Source organism: Aeromonas sp. s1(2024) (assembly GCF_040908005.1).
Taxonomy (GTDB): Bacteria; Pseudomonadota; Gammaproteobacteria; order Enterobacterales; family Aeromonadaceae; genus Aeromonas; species Aeromonas caviae.
In genome coordinates, this window is record NZ_JBFOCW010000083.1 from 1 (window position 1) to 4,587 (window position 4,587).

General features: G+C 62.6%; 4 protein-coding genes. 2 read left to right on the plus strand and 2 right to left on the minus strand.

The window, feature by feature from the left end; all coding sequences use genetic code 11:
- A partial coding sequence (locus tag AB5Y70_RS19365; protein ID WP_368176111.1) for a methyl-accepting chemotaxis protein occupies positions 1-621 on the plus strand: 621 nt, incomplete at its 5' end.
- A 144-nt stretch (positions 622-765) separates the two neighbouring features.
- On the plus strand, positions 766-948 hold the full coding sequence (locus AB5Y70_RS19370; protein WP_017779057.1) for a hypothetical protein: 183 nt from the start codon (positions 766-768) through the stop codon (positions 946-948).
- Between the two features lie 73 nt (positions 949-1,021).
- Here AB5Y70_RS19370 and lpdA read toward each other — a convergent pair whose 3' ends face one another.
- Together lpdA and aceF are read right to left on the minus strand one after the other, a co-directional pair.
- On the minus strand, positions 1,022-2,449 hold the full coding sequence (lpdA, locus tag AB5Y70_RS19375) for a dihydrolipoyl dehydrogenase (RefSeq protein WP_010675812.1): 1,428 nt from the start codon (positions 2,447-2,449) through the stop codon (positions 1,022-1,024).
- A 148-nt stretch (positions 2,450-2,597) separates the two neighbouring features.
- Positions 2,598-4,487: a pyruvate dehydrogenase complex dihydrolipoyllysine-residue acetyltransferase gene (gene aceF, locus AB5Y70_RS19380; protein WP_279977501.1), complete on the minus strand. Its 1,890-nt coding sequence runs from the start codon at positions 4,485-4,487 to the stop codon at positions 2,598-2,600.
- Positions 4,488-4,587: the final 100 nt, after the last annotated feature.

Below are 4,587 nucleotides of genomic sequence, written 5' to 3' on the forward strand. Positions count from 1 at the left end.
GGGGCCCAGGTCGTCGCCCAGGCCCGTCACGGCATCGTCGGCCTCTCCGGTGAAATCGAACAGGTCGCCGGGGTCATCGAGTCCCTGGCGAGCCAGACCGACTCCATCGGCAGCATCCTCGACACCATCCGCAGCATCTCGGAGCAGACCAACCTGCTGGCCCTCAACGCCGCCATCGAGGCCGCCCGCGCCGGCGAGCAGGGCCGTGGCTTCGCCGTGGTGGCCGACGAGGTGCGCAACCTCGCCAGCCGCTCCGCCGCCTCCACCGCCGAGATCCAGGGCATGATCAACAGCCTCCAGGAGCAGAGCGCCCGCGCCGTCAGCGCCATGGCCCAGGGCCGCAACCAGAGCCTGCGGGTGGTGACCCAGGCCGACGAGGCCAACGGCGCCCTCGACCAGATCACCGGACACATCACCCAGATCAGCGACATGAACATCCAGGTCGCCACCGCCACCGAAGAGCAGTCGAGCGTGGTGGGCGAACTCAACCGCAACGTGGAGGACATCAACCAGCTCACCATGGAGACCGCCGATATCGCCCATCACCTGACCGAGTCGAGCCGCAACCTGCAGCACCTCTCCGGCGAGCTCGACAAGCTGGTCGGCAACTTCCGCCTCTGAGCGTCCGGCACCTCTTCCTGACCCGCACCAAGGGCGCTTCGGCGCCCTTCTTCATGACCACGGCAAGCCGTGACGCACGGGGGATACGTCGTCTCCCACCGCCCTGCCACATGCCTCATAATCAGGAAAACGCGAGGAGGTATGATGGGCAAGCTGGTCGTGATGATAGTGCTGGGGGGGCTGCTCAGTGCCTGCAGCAGCGGGCCCGTGCGGGTGCACGGGGCCGATGTGAGCGTGGACGATACCCGGATCCGGGTCAGCGATGGGGATCGCGGAGGCTACGGTACCTTCTGCCCACCGGGACAGGCCAAGAAGGGGCGCTGCTGACCGCAGGGTGCCGAAAGACAGACAACAAAAAGCCGCTCCATGGAGCGGCTTTTCTTATGAAACGGGCAGAAGATTATTTTTTCTTCTTGGCCTTGGCGTTCGGCAGGTCGGTGATGGAGCCTTCGAACACTTCGGCAGCCAGACCCACGGACTCGTGCAGAGTCGGGTGAGCGTGGATGGTCAGCGCGATGTCTTCGGCGTCGGCACCCATCTCGATGGCCAGACCGATTTCACCCAGCAGTTCACCGCCGTTGGTACCCACGATGGCACCACCGATGACGCGGCCGCTCTCCTTGTCGAAGATCAGCTTGGTCATGCCGTCGGAGCAGTCGGACGCGATGGCGCGACCGGAAGCAGCCCACGGGAAGGTGGCGACTTCGAAGTTCAGACCCTGTTGCTTGGCTTCCTTCTCGGTCAGACCCACCCAGGCCATCTCAGGCTCGGTATAGGCGATGGACGGAATCACTTTCGGGTCGAAGTAGTGCTTCTTGCCGGCGATGACTTCGGCCGCCACGTGGCCTTCGTGTACACCCTTGTGGGCCAGCATGGGCTGACCGACGATGTCGCCGATGGCGTGGATGTGGGCGACGTTGGTACGCAGTTGCTTGTCGACTTCGATGAAACCGCGCTCGTTGACGGCAACACCGGCCTTCTCGGCATCCAGCATCTTGCCGTTCGGCACACGGCCTACGGCAACCAGCACGTTGTCGTAGCGAACCGGCTCTGCCGGGGCGTGCTTGCCTTCGTAGGAGACGTACAGACCGTCTTCACGGGCTTCAACGGCGGTGACCTTGGTCTCCAGCATGATGTTGAATTTCTTGGCAACGCGCTTGGTGTAGATCTTGACGATGTCTTTGTCGGCAGCCGGTACCAGCTGGTCGGCAAATTCCACCACGTCGATCTCGGAACCCAGGGAGGAGTACACGGTACCCATCTCCAGACCGATGATGCCGCCACCGATGACCAGCAGCTTGCCAGGAACGGTCGTCAGTTCCAGCGCATCGGTAGAGTCCCATACGCGGGGGTCGTCATGGGGGATGAACGGCAGCTTCACCGGACGGGAACCGGCGGCGATGATGGCGTTGTCGAAGGTGACGGTGGTCTTGCCGTCGGCGCCTTCCACTTCCAGCGTGTTTGGGCCGGTGAACTTGCCGAAGCCGTTCACGACCTGGACTTTACGCATCTTGGCCATGCCAGCCAGACCGCCGGTCAGCTGGTTGATGACCTTCTCTTTCCACAGACGCACCTTGTCGATGTCGGTCTGCGGGGCACCGAAGACGATGCCGTGCTCGGCCAGCGCCTTGGCTTCTTCAATGACTTTGGCGACGTGCAGCAGTGCCTTGGACGGGATGCAACCCACGTTCAGGCAGACGCCACCCAGGGTGGAGTAACGCTCGACGATAATGGTATCCAGACCCAAGTCAGCCGCACGGAAGGCAGCGGAATAACCGGCAGGGCCAGCACCCAGTACTACGACCTGGGTTTTGATTTCTTTACTCATCATGACCTCTTTGTCGTTCTTATATCCCCGGACAGCACAGTCTTATGCCAAACAAGGCCGCTGCAGCCGTGAAAAAAACGGGGCAAGTTTACAATCCTGTTAACGAAATGAGAAGTAAAAAGGGCAGGCTCTGGGCCCGCCCTCTCACTTACAGGACCAGTCGACGGATGTCGGACAACACACCACTCAGGGTGGTGATGAAGCGGGCACCGTCGGCGCCATCGATGACGCGGTGGTCGTAGCTCAGAGCCAGCGGCAGCATCAGGCGCGGCACGAACTCTTTACCGTTCCACTTCGGCTTCATCTCGGACTTGGAGACGCCCAGGATGGCCACTTCCGGCGCGTTGACGATCGGGGTAAAGCTGGTACCGCCGATGCCACCCAGGCTGGAGATGGTGAAGCAACCGCCCTGCATGTCGGCAGCGGTCAGCTTGCCGGCACGGGCCTTCTTGGAGATCTCGGCCAGATCGCGGGACAGCTCGTGGATGCCCTTCTTGTTGACGTCGCGAACCACCGGAACCACCAGACCGTTGGGGGTATCCACCGCCACACCGATGTGGATGTACTTCTTCATGATCAGCTTGCTGCCGTCTTCGGACAGGGCGCTGCAGAAGCGCGGATGGGCTTCCAGGGCCTTGGCGGCCGCCTTCAGGATGAACACCAGCGGGGTGATCTTCACGTCCAGCTTCTGCTTCTCGGCCAGGATGTTCTGCTCTTTGCGGAACGCTTCCAGATCCGTGGTATCGGCTTCGTCGAACTGGGTAACGTGGGGGATCATGGCCCAGTTGCGGTGCAGGGCAGGACCGGAGATCTTCTGGATACGGGTCAGTTCCAGCTCTTCGACCGGGCCGAACTTGCTGAAATCAACCTTCGGCCAGGCCACGACGCTCATGCCGTTGCCAGTGCCGGTGCCGGCAGCCGGAGCGGACTCGGCGCGCTTGACCGCATCCTTCACGTAAGCCTGCACGTCTTCTTTGACGATGCGACCCTTGCGACCGGAGGCTTTCACCTTGGCCAGGTTGACGCCGAACTCGCGCGCCAGACGGCGTACAGCCGGGGAGGCGTGGACATAGGCGTCGTTGGCGACGAAATCGGAAGCGGCAGCAGCCTGGGCAACCGGCGCAGGAGCGGCGGCAGCCGGCGCGGCAGCAACGGGCGCCGCGGCAGGAGCCGGAGCAGCCACGGCAGCCGGGGCGGCACCCGCCACTTCGAATACCATGATCAGGGAACCGGTGGAGACCTTGTCACCCGCCTTCACCTTGATCTCCTTGACCACACCGGCGAACGGCGCAGGCACTTCCATGGAGGCCTTGTCGCCTTCCACGGTGATCAGGGACTGGTCGGCTTCAACCTTGTCACCCACGGCGACCATGATTTCGGTCACTTCCACTTCGTCACCGCCGATGTCCGGCACGTTGACGTCTTTGGCACCGGCGGCAACCGGAGCAGCGGCAGCCACGGGGGCAGCAGCAGGAGCCGGCGCAGCAACAGCGGCCGGGGCAGCGCCCGCCACTTCGAAGACCATCACCAGAGAACCGGTAGAGACCTTGGCGCCGGCGGCAACCTTGATCTCGACCACGCGGCCTGCGAACGGAGCCGGTACTTCCATGGAGGCCTTGTCACCTTCCACGGCAATGATGGACTGGTCAGCTTCTACCATGTCGCCCACGGCAACCATGATTTCAGTCACGTCCACTTCGTCGTCACCGATGTCCGGTACGTGCACATCTTTGCGCACGGCAGCGGCAGGTGCGGCGGCCGGAGCAGCAGCAACCGGTGCAGCCACTTCAGCAGGGGCGGCAGCGCCTTCGGCTTCGAAGATCATGATCTGGGAACCGGTGGCGACCTTGTCGCCCACCTTGATCAGGATCTCTTTGACGATACCGGCAGACGGAGCCGGTACTTCCATGGAGGCCTTGTCGCCTTCTACCGCGATGATGGACTGGTCCAGCTCGACCTTGTCACCCACGGCCACCATGATCTCGGTGACTTCAACTTCATCGGCGCCGATATCCGGCACCATAATCTGTTTGGACATTGTGCTTTATCCTCTTGCGTCGATCCGCGTGACTGGCTGATGCCGCCACGCACATCTCGCGTTAACCGTTTTAAATCCTGGCAGGGTCGCGCCGTCATAC

Bases quoted from the DNA above. Each gene is read 5' to 3' on its own strand.
- aceF (WP_279977501.1), bottom strand. From the start codon at position 4,487: ATGTCCAAACAGATTATGGTGCCGGATATCGGCGCCGATGAAGTTGAA.
- AB5Y70_RS19370 (WP_017779057.1), top strand. From the start codon at position 766: ATGGGCAAGCTGGTCGTGATGATAGTGCTGGGGGGGCTGCTCAGTGCC.
- lpdA (WP_010675812.1), bottom strand. From the start codon at position 2,449: ATGAGTAAAGAAATCAAAACCCAGGTCGTAGTACTGGGTGCTGGCCCT.